17 protein-coding genes are annotated in these 17,633 nt (G+C 72.1%); 5 read left to right on the forward strand and 12 right to left on the reverse strand.

Translation table 11 applies throughout. From position 1 onward, the window contains the following. Positions 1–728: 728 nt before the first annotated feature. The gene (locus ACIDOF_RS05280) at positions 729–1,904 is read right to left on the reverse strand and encodes an acyl-CoA dehydrogenase family protein (protein ID WP_409004506.1); all 1,176 of its coding nucleotides are present in this window, start codon (positions 1,902–1,904) and stop codon (positions 729–731) included. A gap of 444 nt (positions 1,905–2,348) precedes the next feature. Here ACIDOF_RS05280 and ACIDOF_RS05285 point away from each other — a divergent pair, with 444 nt between their 5' ends. Continuing rightward, entirely contained in the window at positions 2,349–3,599 is a 1,251-nt protein-coding gene (locus ACIDOF_RS05285) for a glycoside hydrolase family 18 protein (protein WP_409004507.1), read from the forward strand. A 131-nt stretch (positions 3,600–3,730) separates the two neighbouring features. Here the strand turns inward: ACIDOF_RS05285 and ACIDOF_RS05290 are convergent, their stop codons facing one another. Continuing rightward, a complete protein-coding gene (locus tag ACIDOF_RS05290; RefSeq protein WP_409004509.1) occupies positions 3,731–3,883 on the reverse strand; it encodes an SCO1431 family membrane protein in 153 nt (50 codons plus the stop codon). A gap of 183 nt (positions 3,884–4,066) precedes the next feature. Here ACIDOF_RS05290 and ACIDOF_RS05295 point away from each other — a divergent pair, with 183 nt between their 5' ends. Together ACIDOF_RS05295 and ACIDOF_RS05300 are read left to right on the forward strand one after the other, a co-directional pair. Next, positions 4,067–4,642, forward strand: coding sequence for a YcxB family protein (locus ACIDOF_RS05295; RefSeq protein ID WP_409004510.1), 576 nt, complete (start codon positions 4,067–4,069; stop codon positions 4,640–4,642). Positions 4,643–4,775: 133 nt separating this feature from the next. Beyond that, entirely contained in the window at positions 4,776–5,141 is a 366-nt protein-coding gene (locus ACIDOF_RS05300) for a hypothetical protein (RefSeq protein ID WP_409004511.1), read from the forward strand. Positions 5,142–5,216: 75 nt separating this feature from the next. On the opposite strand, the gene ACIDOF_RS05305 is transcribed toward ACIDOF_RS05300, so the two are convergent. Further along, positions 5,217–6,629, reverse strand: coding sequence for a peptidase C39 family protein (locus ACIDOF_RS05305; protein WP_409004512.1), 1,413 nt, complete (start codon positions 6,627–6,629; stop codon positions 5,217–5,219). 218 nt (positions 6,630–6,847) lie between these two features. Between ACIDOF_RS05305 and ACIDOF_RS05310 the strand changes: the two genes are divergently transcribed. Continuing rightward, entirely contained in the window at positions 6,848–7,558 is a 711-nt protein-coding gene (locus ACIDOF_RS05310; RefSeq protein ID WP_409004513.1) for a uridine kinase, read from the forward strand. A gap of 403 nt (positions 7,559–7,961) precedes the next feature. Continuing rightward, a complete protein-coding gene (locus ACIDOF_RS05315) occupies positions 7,962–9,833 on the forward strand; it encodes an AAA family ATPase (RefSeq protein ID WP_409004514.1) in 1,872 nt (623 codons plus the stop codon). Positions 9,834–10,123: 290 nt separating this feature from the next. Here the strand turns inward: ACIDOF_RS05315 and ACIDOF_RS05320 are convergent, their stop codons facing one another. The 9 genes from ACIDOF_RS05320 to ACIDOF_RS05360 form a co-directional block, all read right to left on the reverse strand. Continuing rightward, positions 10,124–11,206 (reverse strand): hemolysin family protein, encoded by a 1,083-nt coding sequence (locus tag ACIDOF_RS05320; protein WP_409004515.1) that lies wholly within the window; start codon positions 11,204–11,206, stop codon positions 10,124–10,126. Then, entirely contained in the window at positions 11,203–12,561 is a 1,359-nt protein-coding gene (locus ACIDOF_RS05325) for a hemolysin family protein (RefSeq protein ID WP_409004516.1), read from the reverse strand. The genes ACIDOF_RS05320 and ACIDOF_RS05325 overlap by 4 nt, the downstream gene beginning before the upstream one ends. A gap of 272 nt (positions 12,562–12,833) precedes the next feature. Then, the gene (locus ACIDOF_RS05330; protein WP_409004518.1) at positions 12,834–13,271 is read right to left on the reverse strand and encodes a PH domain-containing protein; all 438 of its coding nucleotides are present in this window, start codon (positions 13,269–13,271) and stop codon (positions 12,834–12,836) included. Positions 13,272–13,291: 20 nt separating this feature from the next. Then, on the reverse strand, positions 13,292–14,140 hold the full coding sequence (gene hisG, locus ACIDOF_RS05335; protein WP_409004519.1) for an ATP phosphoribosyltransferase: 849 nt from the start codon (positions 14,138–14,140) through the stop codon (positions 13,292–13,294). 49 nt (positions 14,141–14,189) lie between these two features. Continuing rightward, entirely contained in the window at positions 14,190–14,462 is a 273-nt protein-coding gene (locus ACIDOF_RS05340) for a phosphoribosyl-ATP diphosphatase (protein ID WP_409004520.1), read from the reverse strand. A 35-nt stretch (positions 14,463–14,497) separates the two neighbouring features. Beyond that, complete coding sequence (gene ribH / locus ACIDOF_RS05345) at positions 14,498–14,983, reverse strand: 6,7-dimethyl-8-ribityllumazine synthase (protein WP_409004521.1); 486 nt, start codon at positions 14,981–14,983, stop codon at positions 14,498–14,500. A 62-nt stretch (positions 14,984–15,045) separates the two neighbouring features. Next, positions 15,046–16,353, reverse strand: coding sequence for a bifunctional 3,4-dihydroxy-2-butanone-4-phosphate synthase/GTP cyclohydrolase II (locus tag ACIDOF_RS05350; protein ID WP_409004523.1), 1,308 nt, complete (start codon positions 16,351–16,353; stop codon positions 15,046–15,048). Next, entirely contained in the window at positions 16,350–17,000 is a 651-nt protein-coding gene (locus ACIDOF_RS05355) for a nicotinamide riboside transporter PnuC (RefSeq protein WP_409004524.1), read from the reverse strand. The genes ACIDOF_RS05350 and ACIDOF_RS05355 overlap by 4 nt, the downstream gene beginning before the upstream one ends. Beyond that, entirely contained in the window at positions 16,997–17,632 is a 636-nt protein-coding gene (locus ACIDOF_RS05360) for a riboflavin synthase (protein ID WP_409004525.1), read from the reverse strand. The genes ACIDOF_RS05355 and ACIDOF_RS05360 overlap by 4 nt, the downstream gene beginning before the upstream one ends. Between the last annotated feature and the right edge of the window lies 1 nt (position 17,633).

Below are 17,633 nucleotides of genomic sequence, written 5' to 3' on the forward strand. Positions count from 1 at the left end.
GTGGGGCGTTTCGGGTGGCGGGGGCCGGGTCGGGGGGCGAGGTCGGGGGCAGGGGCTGAACTGACGCCCGATTCTCCGGGGCGGTGACCCTGGGGACATATCCGACGTTGGCCGGGCATGACCGCCTTGCATGAAGCGATCGGCCGGCGCCGACGCACGCTGTTCGTTCCCGCTCCCGGAGAATCGGTTCAGCAGGCGCCGCAGGCTGCTGACCAGTTGGGTCTGCGGCCGTCGGATCCGCCGATCTATCGGGCGATGATGACGGCCTGGGCGGGTCGGGGCTTGACGTTGCCGGGCCGCCGGGATCCGGAGTGGGCGCGTCTTGCGGCGCCGACTGTGCGTACGGGGCAGTTCGGTTCGACGACGCCGTTCAACCTGCATCCGATGCAGCCGGCTTCCGGTGGGGCCGGTGGGCCGGGTGGCCAGGAGGGTTTTCACGGGGGTGAGGGGTTTCAGGGTGGCGGCCGTGCGGGTCACTCGGGCCACCCGAGCCACTCTGGTCACGCCGCTCATTCCGGGCATGGTGCGGAGCCGTATCGCGGTGGTGAGGCGCGGGCGGCGCTTCCGGCGGGCGCGGAGGACTGAGGGCCCGGGGGGCACGGTGGGGGCCGGGCGGGTACGGCGGGGCCCGGCGGGCACGGCGGGGGGGCCGGGGCGCAGCCGAGTTCACGACAACCGCACGCCCGGCCCCAACTCCCGCCAGACTCTGCCTGCTTCGAATCCGGCCCCTACTTCGACTCCGGTCCCATCAAGTGCCGGGCGATCACGACGCGTTGGATCTGGTTGGTGCCCTCGACGATCTGCAGGACCTTGGCCTCGCGCATGAGGCGTTCCACGGGGAAGTCCAGCGTGTAGCCGTAACCTCCCAGGACCTGGACCGCGTCCGTGGTGACGCGCATGGCCGTGTCCGTGCAGAACAGCTTGGCCATGGCGGCCTGCCGGGAGAACGGCTGCCCCGCGTCGCGCAGGCGGGCCGCCTGAAGGTAGAGGGCGCGGCCGGCCTCGATCTGCGTCGCCATGTCGGCCAGCATGAAACGCAGGCCCTGGAAGTCGCCGATGGGGCGGCCGAATTGGCGGCGGTCCTGCGCGTACGCCGAGGCCTCGTCCAGGGCGGCCTGGGCGACGCCGATCGCGCAGGCGGCGATGCCGAGGCGGCCGGAGTCGAGGGCGGAGAGGGCGATCGCGAAGCCCTGGCCCTCCTCGCCGATCCGGCGGTCGTCGGAGACGCGCACGCCGTCGAAGTGGAGCTGGGCGGTGGGTGAGCCCTTGAGGCCCATCTTCCGCTCGGGGGCGGCGGCCGTGAGCCCCTCGGCGTCGCCCGGGACCAGGTAGGCGGTGATGCCCTTGGGGCCTTCGCCGCCGGAGCGGGCCATGACCGTGTAGAAGTCGGCGATGCCGCCGTGCGTGATCCAGGCCTTGCCGCCGTCGATCACCCAGCCGTCCCCGTCCCGCACGGCCTTGGTGCGCAGCGAGGCGGCGTCGGAGCCGGAGGCGGGCTCGGACAGGCAGTACCCCCCGAGGAGGCCGCCGCCGAGCACCACCGGGAGGTGCTCGGCCTGCTGCTCCTTCGTGCCGTACCCGGCGAGGGCGTGGGCGGCGAGGGTGTGGACGCTGACGCCGAGGCCGACGGTGAGGCGGGCCGCGGCGAGCTCTTCGAGGACCTGGAGGTAGACCTCGTACGGCTGGTCGCCGCCGCCGAACTCCGCGTCGTACGGCAGGCCGAGGAGGCCTGATTCGGAGAGCAGGGTGAAGACCTCGCGCGGGAACCGGCCGGCTTCCTCGCCCTCGGCGGCGTCCGGGGCGATCTCGCGCTGGGCGATCTCGCGGACGAGCGCGAGGAGGTCGCGGGCCTCCTCCGTGGGCAACTGACGCTCCACCTGCTGGTGCGGCGCACGGTCCGACATGTCGTCGCTCTCCTCCCTGTCGGGCGCTGCGGCGGTCGCATCGGGTGGGGTTCCGCCGGAGTTCTGACCACCCGGCCGCGGGCGGCGATTCGGGTCTCGAAACGCGGCTCACCGGCGGCCGTTGAGGCGAGTATGCCTGACGAATGGCCGCACGTCACCAGGTTCACGACCGTTCACTTCACTTCTCCCGTGAATGTGTGCCGCGCCCCCATGAACCGGCCCCTCCGAGAGGCCGGAACCAGCCCCTCCCCCGGTTTCGAAATTGGTCCGAACCATTGACCGCACTGGTCCAGACCTCTACTGTTCCGGCCGAACGCCTCCCCGCGTTCATGTCAAAACTGCGGCACCGCCGCAGACGACATCCGGCGCCGGGTCCCGCCCCTCAGGGACCCGCGCCCGGCGCAAGGTCAACAGCACTTCCTCCCTCCCCCACGAGGAGCCACCATGCTCGGACCGCACCGCCTCCGCACCCGTACGCGGGTGCTGCTCGCCTCCGCCTGCTGCGCCGTGCTCGGCGGCGGGCTGCTCGTCGGCGCAGGCACCGCGGGCGCCGCCCCCACCGCGGCCGAAGAGGCCGCCGACGCGAAGGCCGCGGCCGGATCGAAGGTCGTCGGCTACTTCACCGAGTGGGGCGTGTACGACCGCAACTACCACGTGAAGAACATCGACACCTCGGGCTCCGCGGCCAAGCTCACGCACATCAACTACTCGTTCGGCAACGTGCAGGGCGGCAAGTGCACGATGGGCGACGCCTACGCCGCGACGGACAAGGCGTACACCGCCGAGCAGTCCGTGGACGGCAAGGCCGACACCTGGGACCAGCCGCTGCGCGGCAACTTCAACCAGCTCCTCAAGCTGAAGGCCAAGTACCCGAACCTGAAGGTGCTCTGGTCGTTCGGCGGCTGGACCTGGTCCGGCGGCTTCACCGAGGCGGCCAAGAACCCCGAGGCCTTCGCCCAGTCCTGCTACGACCTGGTCAACGACTCCAAGTGGGCCGGAGTCTTCGACGGCATCGACATCGACTGGGAGTACCCCAACGCCTGCGGCCTCACCTGCGACACCAGCGGGCGCGAGGCGTACAAGAACCTGATGGCCGCGATGCGCGCCAAGTTCAAGGACCAACTGGTCACCGCCGCGATCCCGGCCGACGCCTCCGAGGGCGGCAAGATCGACGCGGCCGACTACGCGGGCGCCGCGCAGTACGTCGACTGGTACAACCCGATGACGTACGACTTCTTCGGCGCCTGGGACGCGCAGGGGCCGACCGCTCCGCACTCGCCGCTGAGCAAGTACGAGGGCATCCCGAAGGACGCGTACAACTCCGAGGCGACCATCGCGAAGCTCAAGGGGCTCGGCATTCCGTCCGAGAAGCTGCTGCTCGGCGTCGGCTTCTACGGGCGCGGCTGGACCGGCGTCACGCAGAAGGAGCCCGGCGGCACGGCGACCGGCCCGGCGGCCGGCAAGTACGAGCAGGGCATCGACGACTACAAGGAGCTGAAGACCAAGTGCCCGGCGAACGGGACGGTCGGCGGCACCGCGTACGCGCACTGCGGCACCAACTGGTGGAGCTACGACACCCCCGAGACGCTCGCCGGGAAGATGGCCTACAAGGACCGGGAAGGCCTGGGCGGCACGTTCTTCTGGGAGCTCAGCGGAGACACCGCCGACGGTGAGCTGATCAAGGCGCTCAACTAGGCGGCGGATTCTGCGCCGCAGGTGTGACCCGGACGGCAACCGGCCTGCGGCGGGAGTCGGTGGGGCGGAGGGCCTGGCGCTCTTCGCCCCATCGGTGTGCGCGGGGAACTCCCCGCCCGTGCGGCGGGGACCTACAGCAGTCCCGCCTGGGTGACGAACATGGCGAGCACGACCACCAGGGTCCAGCCCAGGACGTGCTCCAGGATCTTCGGGCCGTCGTCCTTCGGGCCGCCGGTGCGCAGCCGGGCGCGGGCTTCGTCGACGGTGGTGGCAGTCGCGGTCATGGCAGTCTCGCTCACGAGTGGTACGGCAGTGGTGTCCCCCCACTGGCCGACCAGGGTGCCAGGCCGGGCGGGCCGCGGGTTAGGACGTAGGTCACGCCGAGCCGGACCTCGCGCCTCCGCTAAGCTCCGCTGATCTTCGTACCCGGGAAGGGACCCGGGCGGAGTCAGTGGGAGGGGACACACATGGACATGGCAGAGAGCCACAGCGGTGCGGGTACCGCGGATTCCGACAGATCCGGGCACGCCGACGTCGACGCCGGGCCCGCGCCCGTCCGGCTGCGCTACCGGCCGCAGGCCGCCGACACCCTGGTCGGCCTCAAGGTGCGGGAGCGGATCAAGAAGGCCGGGCTGGTCGGGCGGATGCTGTTCCTGGTGGTGTGGGTGGGGCACTGGCTGCTCGGCTCCCTGCACCGGGGGCGCTTCGAGCCGGTGTCGTCGGTCCTCGTCGTGGTCGTCGCGCTGTTCCTGTGGGGCTATCCGCGGATCCAGGCGGCGCATGTGCAGCGGATCGTCGGCTGGCAGGGCGAGTTCCGACTCACCGTCTCGGCGGAGGGGCTGAGCTGCAGCACGGACCACAGCACGCTCACGCAGAAGTGGACCTTCGTCGGCGGCTACCGCGAGACCCGCAGCCACTTCGTGCTGATCAGCCGCGACCCGAACATCATGTGCCTGGACGTGATCCCGAAGCACGGCGCCGGGTCGCCCGAGGACGTGGACCGCCTGCGCGACCTCCTCGATCTGCACAGCAGACGCGTCTGACGCACGGGGCGGCCTTCGTGTCGCACGGCGGGGCCTTCGGGCACACGCTGGGAGGAGAGGCTTCCACGTTCCGGGAAGACCTCCGGATCCCGGGAAGACCTCCAGGTCCGCGAGGGCCGGAAGCGGAGGAGTCATGGCGACGACGACGCGGAACGACGCTCCGATCGCGATCGAGGGCGACGGCGTGGAGCTGCGCACGCAGGAACTGGGGGGTGACATGACGGCGGCGTTCGTGAAGCTCCCCCAGGGCGCGGACCTGGCGCCGGCCGTGAAGGGGCTGCCCGACGATCTGTGCCAGTGCCCGCACTGGGGCTATCTCTTCAAGGGCCGCCTGAAGATGAAGACCAAGAACGGCGACGAGATCTACGAGGCGGGGCAGGCGTTCTACTGGCCCCCCGGCCATGCCCCGGAGGCCCTCGAGGACTGCGAGTACCTGGACTTCTCGCCGACGAAGGAGTTCAACGAGGTCATCGACCACGTCAAGGCGCAGATGGGCTGAGCACGACGCGGGCCGGCGCCCCACCCCGAACCCGGGAGGGGCGCCGGCCCGTGCGTCACACGACGCCCCGGTGCGTCACACCACCCCGACGGAGGCGAGCGCGCGCTGCTGGTCGGCGCTCGGCTCGGCCGGGAAGTACAGGTAGCAGACCCCGCCCGTGCCGGAGACGACCTTGCCGTCGGCGTTGTGGCGCTTGGTGCGGAGCCAGATGTTCTCCCACTCCCGGCGCTTGTAGACGCGGCGGACCGCCTGGTTGTCGTCCGAGGCCGGGTCGTTGGCGATCACGTCCCCGCTCTCGGTGAAGCCGATCACCGTCATCAGGTGGCCGGCCGTGCCGTAGCCGGCGCCGGTCAGCTCCTTCTCCAGGAAGGACTGCGACGTGATGGCCGGGATGCCCGCCTCGATCAGCGTCTCCAGATCCGTGAGCGAGCCGAGCCGGGTGACGACCGCCTGCATGTCCTCGTACGTCGCGGCATACGCGGCGTTGAACGGCCAGTTGCCGCAGCCCTCGTACTGGTAGTCGTACGTGAAGCGGGCGGCGTGGCAGACCTGCGGGTCGGCGAAGTCCGGGTTCACCCAGGCGAGTTGCTCCTCGGTGGGCTTGCGGCCCCAGAACTCCAGGATCATCTGCGAGGAGGTGGGGCTGCACCAGGCCTCGCCGCCGTTGTCGTACTCCGGGTACTGGCCGATGTGGGTGTTCTGCGAGTAGCGCGGGACCGTCAGCTCCTTGGCGAGGCCCGGCTCGGAGGCGGGCACCGTGAACCGGTCCGGGACGTCCGAGCCCATCGCGCCGACCCGCCACACCAGCGGCGAGGCGTCGGAGCCCGGCTTGCGGTACAGGGTCAGGCGGAGCCGGTACGCGGTGATGCGCAGGCCCTTCTCCGGCTTGTCGACGGCGACCGTGTCCGTCCACACGGAGGTCTTGCCGTCCTTCTGGCCGTCGACGGAGGTGCGCCGGATCGTTTCCGTGTCGCCCTCGCGGTCGTCGCCCGAGGTCCAGCGGCCGAGCACGTACCAGGGGCTCTGCTTGCCGTCGCTGTACCTGGCGCGGAGCTCGGTCTGCAGCCAAGTCCCTTGCGGCGTACGGGCGTTCCAGGACGCGATGGCCTCGGTGGCGGGCACCGACAGCTGGTGCTCGGGGCTCGTCCAGACCGCGTACTCCCAGTTCGCGGTCCTGCCGGTGTGCGGGTCCTCGTACTCGACGGTGCCCGCGGGCCGGGCGATCCCGATGCCCGGCCGGGCCGCGGCGACCGCCTTCGTGCCGTCGTGCGTGCCCGACATCCAGTCGGCGTACGAGGTCCAGGCGCGGTTGTCGACGGGCCGGGCCGGCGCCTTCGCCGAGGGGCGGCGGTCGGCGGCGGAGGGGCGGGCGGGGGAAGCGCTGTCGGCGGCGGCGGCCGTGGCGGCGACGGCTCCGCCGGCCGCGACCGCGACGGCCGCGGCGAGCACGGATCTGCGGGTGGTGGATCGGGACGACGAGTCGGTCATGGTGTGGGGCCCCCAGTCGATTCGCGAGTCGTGCCTGCCACCGGACGGCCTGCCACCGGCGGCGTACGGGGAGACGGCGGAAACATGACAACGAGGCCCACTATCTCCGCAGACGAGAGCCCGTGCCAGCACTTCGGCACGCGTGGCCGCGCCAATATTGGCGTGGACCACTGGAACGGACGCGGCGGCGGTTTCCGGGCCGCCGTAGCCTGGAGGCGATGAACGACCACCCCGAGCCCATCGACCTCTCCGGACCCCCGAGCCTCCCCGAGCGCACGGACCTCCCCGGCCCCTCCGGCCGCCCCGAGCTCGCCCGCCTCGCCCGGGCCCTGCGGGCGCTGCCGCCGTCCTGCGGTCCGGTCCGGCTCGTCGCGGTCGACGGGCACGCGGGCTCCGGCAAGTCGACGTTCGCGGAACGGCTCGCCACGGTGCTCGGCGGTGCGCCCGTGCTCGCCCTGGACGACGTCCGCAGCCATGCCGAACTCTTCGACTGGACCGAGCGGTTCGAGCGCCAGGTCCTCACCCCCCTGTCCCGAGGGCGCACGGCGCGCGTCCCGGCGTACGACTGGAACGCGCGCCGTTTCGACGCCGAGATGCTTCTTCCGGCCGCGCCCGTCGTCCTGGTCGAGGGCGTGGGGGCCGGGCGGCGGGAGCTCAGGCCGTGGCTGGCCTGGCTGTGCTGGATGGACCTGGCGCACGACGACGCCTGGGCGCGCGGGCGCCGCCGGGACGGGGCGGCGCAGCGGGAGTTCTGGGACGGCTGGGAGCGGGCCGAGCACCGGCATTTCGCCGAAGACCCCACGCGCCCCCGCGCGGACACCCTGGTACGGCAGCGACCGGAGGGGTACGTGTTGCTTCCGGGACGCGGTGAAACCCCGCCGTCACCCCAAGCCATCACGCACGGTGACGAGTCGTCGGCGGTGCGCTGAGGCCCCGGAAGTCGGCTTCCACGAGAACCCCAACTCTGCTTGACCCAAAGGCCGTACAGGACTTACGTTCTCAATGAGCGGTTCTTCGGACCGCTCCTGCAGACGCGAAGCCCCCGGTTGTTCCCCCGTGATCGGGGGCTTCGTTCTGCCCTTTGTCCCCTTTCGTTCCCGCAGTCGAACGCGAACCGATCACCCTCGGTCACCGCGCCTGCGGGCAGCTCAACTCCCCCTCCCCCAGGGCTTCTTCGGGCCGCCGAGTGCGTCCGCACCCTTCGGTCGACGGCCGCTGCGCAGGTACGATGCTTCTCGGTGCGACCTGGGCCTGGACGACGGCGCTCGGTGCCACCCCGTGCGGTGCGCGGCACGCGACAGGGGACGGTTGCGGGGGGTTGTGGGGTACGGAATGGACTTCGGCACGCAGGGCGCGCCCGGCGCTTCGGCCCCGGCCGACCTGGCCTGGCTGCGCGGCGTGGACGCCTACACCATGGGGGCCTATCCGCAGGCCGAGGAGGAGTTCCGGGCCGCCGTCCGGATGGACCCCGGCATGGCCGACGGCTGGCTCGGGCTGCACGCCCTGCGCATCGACACGACGACGGCGCTGCTGCACATGTACCGGAACCGGGACCGCTTCGGCGAGCAGCGCGCCCGGCACCGCCGCACCCTCAACTCCTGGTACTGGCTGGGCTGGTGGGTCCAGCCGGTCCTCGAGTCCGGCCGCGACCTGCTGCTCGCGCACGCCTCGCACTGGCTCGACGGGCGGCACGTCCCCGAGCTCGACCGGGCACTCGCCGGGCTCCCGCCGATCGACGCCGACCCGCAGGTCCGGTTCCTGCACGCCTGCCGCGCCTACCTGGTCAAGGACTGGGAACAGCTCGTCCGGCACACCGACCCGCTGACCGGCGACCCGGTGCTCGGCATCGAGGCCGGCCTGTTCGGCGGCATGGCCCGGGTCCGCCTGGAGATGTACGGGCAGGCCGAACCGCTGCTGTCCGCCGCCCTGATGCGCTGCCGCAGCGAACAGCCGCAGCGCAAGGAACTGCGCTACTGGCTGGCCCGCGCGCACGAGGGCACCGGCCGCAGCGCCGCCGCCCTCCCCCTGTACCGGGCCGTGCACCGCGTCGACCCGTCGTTCATGGACACGTCGGCGCGGCTCGCGGCGATCGCCGAGTACGACGGGTTCGAGGGCGGGGACGACGGCGGCGACCTCGGCGCGGGTCCGCTCGCCGGGCTCGGCCAGGACCCGGCGGACGTGCCGGAGGCGCTGGACTACGGGGCCGAGGGCCTGGACGTGAAGATCGGCCCGGAGCCGGACGGCACGGCGGCCGCGGCCACACCCGACCCGGTCCGCGAGAAGGCCGTACTCCCGGTCCCCGGGCCGCAGTTGGCGACCGGGTCCGCGGATCCGGCGATGCTCCAGGAGGCGCTGGCGGAGCTGGAGCGGATGGTCGGGCTCGAACCCGTGAAGCGGCAGGTCAAGGCGCTCTCCGCGCAGCTGCGGATGGCCCGCCTGCGCGCCGGGCAGGGCCTGCCGGTGCAGCCGCCGAAGCGGCACTTCGTGTTCTCCGGCCCGTCCGGCACCGGCAAGACGACGGTCGCCCGCATCCTCGGCCGGGTCTTCTACGCGCTCGGGCTGCTCGGCGGCGACCACCTGGTGGAGGCCCAGCGCGCGGACCTCGTCGGCGAATATCTCGGCCAGACCGCGGTCAAGGCCAACGAGCTGATCGACTCGGCGCTCGGCGGCGTCCTCTTCCTCGACGAGGCGTACGCCCTGTCCAACTCCGGCTACAGCAAAGGCGACGCGTACGGCGACGAGGCGCTGCAAGTGCTGCTGAAGCGGGCCGAGGACAACCGGGACCACCTGGTCGTGATCCTCGCCGGGTACCCGGAGGGCATGGACCGCCTCCTCGCCACCAACCCCGGCCTCTCCTCCCGCTTCACGACCCGCGTCGACTTCCCCTCGTACCGCCCGCTCGAACTCACCGCGATCGGCGAGGTGTTGGCGGCGGAGAACGGGGACGTGTGGGACGAGGAGTCGGTCGAGGAGCTGAAGTCGATCAGCGGACACGTGGTGGACCAGGGCTGGATCGACGAGCTCGGCAACGGGCGGTTCCTGCGGACGCTGTACGAGAAGTCCTGCGCGTACCGGGATCTTCGCTTGTCCGGGTACCCCGGCGCCCCTACGCGGGACGACCTCGCGACGCTGCGGTTGCCGGACCTCATGCAGGCGTACGGGGAGGTCCTGGCGGGCCGCCCACCGGGCCCGTCCCCCCGCTGACCCCAGGGGGCTCCGCCCCCGGCCCCCCGCTCCTCAATCGCCGGAGGGGCTCCTGGGGTTCGTCGTCGGCTTTCCCGCCGTGGGTGGGCTGTGCCCACCCGTTCCGCCCTGCGGAACGCCTGCCCACAGCGGGCAGGGGGTGGGATCCGCCCTCACCCCCACCCACCCACAGCGGGCAGGGGATCCGTGCCCCGGCAGGGGCGCGGGGAACTGCGCGAGCGGGCACGACGGCGCCGCAGACGAACGACCACGCCGCAGGCTTTCGGGAAGGGGCGGGTAGGGGAAAACTCCTAGCCCGCCAACACCTCCGAGGACCGTTCCCCCCTCGGCTCACCGACCCGTACCAACGGCACCGCCCGATGCGCCGGGTCGCGGACCTCTCCCACCAGGAGTTCGAGGACGTCCTCGAGCGCGACCAGGCCCAGGACGCGGCCCGACGCGTCCGTGACCTGCGCGAGGTGCGTCGCCGCGCGGCGCATCACCGTCAGGGCGTCGTCCAGCGGGAGTTCCGCGCTCAGCGTGGGCAGCGGCCGCCAGATCCGCTGCGGCACCGCCCGCGCCGGGTCCTCCAGGTCGAGGACGTCCTTCACGTGCAGGTAGCCCATGAACGCGCCGCCCTCCGCGCACACCGGGAACCGGGAGTAGCCGGTGCGGACCGTCAGCTCCTCGATGCGGTGCGGCGTGACCGACGGGTCGACGGTGACGAGCGCGGCCCGGGTGAGGAGCACGTCCGTGACCGGGCGGGAGCCGAGTTCCAGGGCGTCCTCCAGGCGTTCCTGCTCGGCGGGTTCGAGGAGCCCGGCCTGCCCGGAGTCCTCGACGAGCCGGCCCAGCTGGACGCTGGTGAAGACCGCCTCCACCTCGTCCTTCGGGTCCACCCGGAACAGCCTGAGCACGACCCGCGCGCACGCCCCGAGCCCGGCCGTGACCGGTCGGCAGAGGCGGGCGAAGGCGACCAGGCCGGGGCTGAGCCACAGCGCGGTCTTCTCGGGTGCGGCCATCGCGAGGTTCTTCGGCACCATCTCTCCCACGACGAGGTGCAGGAACACGACGACGGCCAGGGCGATCACGTACCCCAGCGGGTGGATCAGGCCCTCCGGGACGTGCGCCGCGTGGAAGACCGGTTCCAGGAGGTGCGCGACCGTCGGCTCGGCGACCGCGCCGAGCGTCAACGAGCAGACGGTGATGCCGAATTGGGCGGCGGCCATCATCTGCGGCAGGTTCTCCAGGCCGTACAGCACCTGCTGGGCGCGCTTGCCGTCGAGCGGTTCGATCTGGCTGCGCCGGACCGAGACGAGCGCGAACTCGGCGCCGACGAAGAAGCCGTTGGCGAGCACGAGGAGCAGGGCGAAGAGGAGTTGGAGCAGGCTCATCGGACCGCCTCCGCAGTCGTGGCCGGAGCAGTGTCGGCCGCGGCGGGCGCGAGGCCCGTGCGGACCAGCCGGACGCGCTCCGCGCGGTAGTGGTCGACGCGCCGCACCACGAGCTGCCAGCCGGGCAGTTCGGCCCGGTCGCCGGGGGCGGGGATGCGGCCGAGCAGGTCGGCGACGAGCCCGGCGACCGTCTCGTACGGCCCTTCGGGGGCTTCGAGGCCGACGCGCAGGAGGGTGTCGACGCGGCAGCCGCCGTCGGCGTCCCAGGCGGGGCGGCCGTCCTCGGCGGGGACCGGGGCGAGTTGCGGCAGGTCGTGCCCGTCGTGCTCGTCGCGGACCTCGCCGACGAGTTCCTCGACGATGTCCTCCAGGGTGACGACGCCGGCGGTGCCGCCGTACTCGTCGACGACCACGGCCATCGGCTGCTCGCTGCGCAGCCGCTCCAGGAGGGGCTGCACAGGCAGGCTCTGCGGGACGAGCAGCGGGGGCACCGCTATCCGGCCGACGGGGGCGCGGTGCCGCTCCTGGACGCGGACGGCGAGCGCGTCCTTGAGGTGGACGACGCCGACGATCTCGTCGATCCGCTCGCGGTACACGGGGAAGCGGGACAGGCCGGTGGCTCGGGTCAGGTTGACGACGTCGGCGGCGGTGGCCGAGGCCTGCAGGGCGCTGACCTTCACGCGCGGGGTCATCACGTGCTGCGCGGTGAGCTCGCCGAGGGAGAGGGTGCGCACGAACAGGTCGGCGGTGTCCTCCTCCAGGGCGCCCGCCTCGGCGGAGTGCCGGGCCAGGGAGACCAGCTCGTCGGGGGTGCGGGCGGAGGCCAGCTCGTCGGCGGGCTCCACGCCGAAGGCGCGTACGAGCCGGTTGGCGACGGCGTTCAGGCCGGCGATCACCGGGCGGAAGAGCCGGGCGAAGGCGTGCTGCGGTCCGGCGACGAACCGCGCGACCTGCATCGGCCGGGACACCGCCCAGTTCTTCGGGACGAGTTCGCCGATCACCATCTGCACGGCGGAGGCGAGCAGCATGCCGATGAGCACCGAGACGCCGGGTACGACGCCGGGCGGCAGGCCGGTCGCGGTGAGCGGGCCGGCGAGCAGCTGGGCGAGGGCGGGCTCGGCGAGCATGCCGACCACCAACGAGGTGAGGGTGATGCCGAGTTGGGTGCCGGAGAGCTGGAAGGACAGCTCACGCAGGGACTTCACGACGCGGCGGGCCCGTCGGTCGCCCTCGGCGGCGGCACGCTCGGCGTCGGCGCGCTCGACGGTGACGAGGCCGAACTCGGCGGCCACGAAGAAGCCGTTGGCGAGGATCAGGAGGAAGGCCGCCGCGAGAAGCAGCAAAGGGATGGTCATGCCGCCGCCTGCCGTGAGGGGGCGGCGCAGGTACTACCGGACGATCCGTCCATTGCCGGAGTAAGTCACTCCTCGGGTCGCAGGAAAGCCCCGCGGCCGGGCCGGGCCCGGGGCTCTGCTTGCGGGGCGGGGCGCGCTGAGGTCGCCGCCGGAACCAGAGTAGTCAAGAAGGCCACGACGGGTGCAGGGCCCGGGGGCCCGTGGTGCGGGGCTCTTTCCCCGCACCGGGGCAGGTGGCGCGGCCGCGCGCGGGGGGTGTGCGCGGGGCCCGTTCAGGTGAGGGTGGTGCGGGCCTCGGCGAGGGCGCGGAGGGCGCGCGCGTCGCGGACGGCCTGCTCCTTGGCGATGCCGGGCTGGATGCCCATCGCCGGGAGGCTCGTGCCGTCGGTCAGGTCGAGGAACACCCAGGGGTCGCCGGGGCGCAGGTTGACCTGCACGATCTCCGCCCACTCCAGCGTGCGGCGGCTCGCCAGGTTGACGACGGTGACGCCGGACTCCTCGGCCACGACCTTCGGGCGGGCGAGGAGCACGAGGACGCCGAGGAACAGCGCCGCCGTGAAGACGAAGCTGGCGCGTTCGCCCGGCCCCAGGTTCTCCAGGAGCAGGGCGACGGTCGTGATCACCGCGAAGACCGCGACGCCGACGGTGAGCAGCACCGCGCGGGTGCGGCCGGGCCGGAACGTGACGGGCAGCGGGGGCAGTTCGGACATGAGCAGGGCCTCGGTCGTGGTCAGAGGCGGCAGGCGTGGATGGCCGTGGTGAGGATGGCGCGCGCGCCGAGCTCGTACAGGTCGTCCATGATCCGCTGGGCGTCGCGGGCGGGGACCATCGCGCGGACGGCGACCCAGCCCTCGTTGTGCAGCGGCGAGACCGTGGGCGACTCCAGGCCCGGGGTGAGGGCGACGGCCTTCTCCAGGTGCTCGGCGCGGCAGTCGTAGTCCATCATCACGTACGTCCGCGCGACCAGGACGCCCTGGAGGCGGCGCAGGAACTGCTGGACCTTGGGGTCGTCGCCGTCGTTGCCCTGGGCGCGGATGACGCAGGCCTCGGAGCGCATGATCGGCTCGCCGAAGACCTCCAGGCCGGCGTTGCGGAGCGAGGTGCCGGTCTCGACGACGTCCGCGATGGCGTCGGCGACGCCGAGCTCGATGGCCGTCTCGACCGCGCCGTCGAGGTGCACGACGGAGGCTTCGACGCCGCGCTCCTCCAGGTGCCGGGCGACGATGCCCTCGTACGAGGTGGCGATGGTGCGGCCCGCGAGGTCGGCGACGTCCTTGACGGCGCCGGGGCGGGAGGCGAAGCGGAACGTGGAGCGGGCGAAGCCGAGCGGCAGGATCACCTCGGCCCGGGCGCCGGAGTCGATGAGGAGGTCCTCGCCGGTGATGCCGATGTCGAGCTTGCCGGAGGACACGTAGATCGCGATGTCCTTGGGGCGGAGGTAGAAGAACTCGACCTCGTTGTCCGGGTCGACGGTGACGAGTTCCTTGGACTCCTTGCGCTGCCGGTAGCCGGCCTCATGGAGCATCTCCGACGCAGGTCCTGAGAGTGAACCCTTGTTGGGGACGGCGATGCGCAGCATGAGGTCGGCTTCCTTTGCGTCTGGTGATACGGGGGTGTGAACGGGCGGTTCAGAGGTTGGCGTAGACGTCGTCGAGGGAGATGCCGCGGGCGACCATCATCACCTGTACGTGGTACAGGAGCTGGGAGATCTCCTCGGCTGCGGCTTCCTTGCCCTCGTACTCGGCGGCCATCCAGACTTCGGCGGCCTCCTCGACGACCTTCTTGCCGATGGCGTGGACACCCTTGCCCACGAGTTCGGCGGTGCGGGAAGTGGCGGGGTCGCCCTCGGCGGCCTTCTGCTGGAGCTCGGCGAAGAGCTCCTCGAACGTCTTCTTGGACATGGTGATGCTTACTCTACGCGGCCCTTCCGCCCCGCTCAGCGCCAGGGCTCGGAGACCGAGCGGAGCGTGGTGGCGGTGGCGACGGCGGCGGTTACGGCCTCGTGGCCCTTGTCCTCGCTGGAGCCGTCCAGGCCGGCGCGGTCCAGGGCCTGCTCCTCGGTGTCGCAGGTCAGGACGCCGAAGCCGACGGGGACGCCGGTGTCGACGGAGACCTGGGTGAGCCCGTTGGTCACGCCCTGGCACACGTAGTCGAAGTGCGGCGTGCCGCCGCGGATGACGACGCCGAGGGCGACCACCGCGTCGTAGCCGCGGCCGGCGAGGACCTTCGCGACGACCGGAAGCTCAAAGCTGCCCGGCACGCGGAGCAGGGTCGGCTCGTCGATGCCGAGCTCGCCGAGTGCGCGCAGGGCGCCGTCGACGAGTCCGTCCATGACCTTCTCGTGCCACTGTGCCGCGACGACCGCGACGCGCAGGTCGCTGCAGTTCTCCACGCTCAGTACGGGTGCGCCCTTGCCGCTCACGTCTCTCCTCGGGGTGTGCTGTGTGCTGTCTTACGGGTGGTCGGTGGTCAGTGCTGGTGCTGCTACTGCGCGTCGAGCCACGGGAGTTCGTGGCCCATGCGGTCGCGCTTGGTCTGCAGATAGCGCAGGTTGTGCTCGCCCGCCTGTACGGGCATCGGCTCGCGGCTCGTGACCTTGAGTCCGTGGGCGGTGAGGGCCTGGCTCTTCTCCGGGTTGTTGGTGAGCAGGCGCAGGCTGCGCACGCCGAGGTCGGCGAGGATCTGCGCGCCGGCCGCGTAGTCCCGGGCGTCGGCGGGGAGGCCGAGTTCCAGGTTGGCGTCGAGGGTGTCGCGGCCGCGCTCCTGGAGGGCGTAGGCGCGCAGCTTGGAGAGGAGGCCGATGCCGCGTCCTTCGTGGCCGCGCAGGTAGACGACGACGCCGCGGCCCTCGGCGGTGATGCGCCGCATGGAGGCCTCCAGCTGGGGGCCGCAGTCGCAGCGCAGGGAGTGGAAGACGTCTCCGGTGAGGCATTCGGAGTGGACCCGGACGAGGACGTCCTCGCCGTCGCCAATGTCGCCCTGGACGAGGGCGACGTGCTCGACGCCGTCGACCGAGGAGCGGTAGCCGTACGCGGTGAACTCGCCGTGGGCGGTGGGGAGTTGGACCTCGGCCTCGCGGTGCACGGTGGGTTCGCTGGAGCGGCGGTAGGCGATCAGGTCCTCGATGGAGATGATCGTCAGGCCGTGCTTGCGGGCGAACGGGATCAGCTCGGGCAGCCGCAGCATCGTGCCGTCCTCGCCGGCGATCTCCACGATGGCGCCGGCCGGGCGGAGCCCCGCGAGCCGGGCGAGGTCGACGGCGGCCTCGGTGTGGCCGTTGCGGACGAGGACGCCGCCGGTGCGGGCGCGCAGCGGGAAGACGTGGCCGGGCCGGACGAAGTCGCTCGCCTGCGCGTGGCCGTCGGCGAGGAGCTGCAGGGTGGTGGCGCGGTCGGCGGCGGAGATGCCGGTGGTGACGCCGTGGGCGGGGCCCGCGTCGACGGAGACGGTGAACGCCGTCCGCATCAACTCGGTGTTGTGCTCCACCATTTGGGGCAGTTCGAGGCGGTCGAGCTCGTCGCCCTCCATGGGCGCGCAGATGAGGCCGCGGCACTCGCTCATCATGAACGCGACGATCTCGGGGGTGGCCTTCTCGGCGGCGACGATCAGGTCGCCCTCGTTCTCCCGGTTCTCGTCGTCGACCACGACGACCGGGCGGCCGGCCGCGATGTCGGCGATGGCCTGCTCGACCGGGTCGAGGACCAGGCGTTCCTCGCGGTCGTCGCCTGCGTAGCGTGGGGGTACCCCCTGCTCGAGCGAAGTCGAGAGCTTGGGGGAGGGTGCGGTGCTCATGCCGTGGCTCCTTCCAGGGCGGGTGCCGTCACTCGGGAGCGCAGCCACCAGTCGCGCATCCCCCACAGGACGAGGGCGAGGTAGATCACGTAGACCAGGCCGGAGAAGGCGAGGCCGCTGTTGAAGGCGAGGGGGACGCCGACGAGGTCGACGAGGAGCCAGGCGAACCAGAACTCCACCAGGCCGCGGGCCTGGGCGACCATCGCGACGAGCGTCCCGACGAATATGTACGCGTCCGCCCAGGGGCTCCAGGACAGGGACGGGTAGGCGGTGAAGAGCCCGCCGACGGCGAGGGTGCCGACGGCCGCGGCGGCGAGCAGCGCGCCGCGCTCCTTCCAGGTGGCGAACCGTACGGCGATGGTGCCGTCCTGGGCCTGCTGCTTGCCGCGGCTCCACTGCCGCCAGCCCCACAGGGCGACGCCGATGACGAGGAGCTGCTTGCCGACGCCGCCGGAGAGCTGCGCCGATGCGTACGCGGCGACGAGGATCAGGCCGGAGAGGAACTGGGCCGGCCAGGTCCACACCGAGCGCCGCCAGCCGAGGGCGAGGGCGGCCAGGCCGACGGTGTTGCCGATCATGTCGGACCAGATGACGTGCTGGCCGAAGGCGCTGAAGGCCTCGGCGTTCAGCCAGTTCAGGGCGCTCACTTCGCTGCCTCCGGGGCCTGCGTCGCTGCGGACGCCGCCGTGGCCCGGTCGCCGAGGAGGCGCTCGACATACTTGGCGATGACGTCCACTTCGAGGTTGACCGGGTCGCCGGGCTGCTTCAAGCCGAGCGTGGTCAGGGCGAGGGTGGTGGGGATGAGGCTGATGGTGAAGTAGTCCGGGCCGGCGTCGACGACGGTCAGGCTGACGCCGTCGACGGTGATGGAGCCCTTCTCGACCACGTACCGGGAGAGCTGGGCGGGCAGGGAGACCTTGACGATCTCCCAGTTCTCGGACGGCTTGCGCTCCTCGATGGTGCCGACCCCGTCGACGTGTCCCTGCACGATGTGGCCGCCGAGCCGGGCGCCGACCGCGGTGGGCCGCTCCAGGTTGACCCGGGAGCCCGCGCGGAGCGCGCCGAGGCTGGAGCGGTCGAGGGTCTCGGCCATGACGTCGGCGGTGAACTCGTCGCCCTCGTGCTCCACGACGGTGAGGCAGACCCCGTTGACGGCGATGGAGTCGCCGTGCGCGGCGTCCTGCGTGACGACGGGGCCGCGCAGGCGGAAGCGGGAGGCGTCGCCGAGGTTCTCGACGGCGGTGACCTCACCCAGCTCTTCGACGATTCCGGTGAACACT

The sequence above is a fragment of the Streptomyces sp. Da 82-17 genome (assembly GCF_046098215.1).
In the GTDB taxonomy this organism is placed as follows: domain Bacteria; phylum Actinomycetota; class Actinomycetes; order Streptomycetales; family Streptomycetaceae; genus Streptomyces.